The sequence below is a fragment of the Cytobacillus firmus genome (genome assembly GCF_023715565.1).
In the GTDB taxonomy this organism is placed as follows: Bacteria; Bacillota; Bacilli; order Bacillales; family Cytobacillaceae; genus Cytobacillus; species Cytobacillus firmus_C.
The window spans coordinates 1-244 of sequence record NZ_JAMBOJ010000203.1; the positions used below are offsets into that span (position 1 = coordinate 1).

Annotated in this window: 1 rRNA gene; it reads left to right on the forward strand. The window is 52.9% G+C overall.

Features of this window, described 5'->3' with window-relative positions:
• Nucleotides 1-133 precede the first annotated feature (133 nt).
• Nucleotides 134-244, forward strand: a 23S ribosomal RNA gene (locus M3205_RS25490); the annotation flags it as partial.

Genomic DNA, 244 nt, shown 5'->3' on the forward strand with positions numbered 1-244 from the left:
CACAAACCTGAGGGCAATGAGAAGCAAGAAGATCAAGGAAGCGACTGAACGAGCACCGGAGCGTACGAGAGTACGTGAGGAGCACAGTGACGGAGCTGACGCAGAGATTCGCCGCTTATCATTGGCCGAAGTAGGTTAAGTTAGAAAGGGCGCACGGTGAATGCCTTGGCACTAGGAGCCGATGAAGGACGGTACTAACACCGATATGCTTCGGGGAGCTGTAAGTAAGCTTTGATCCGGAGAT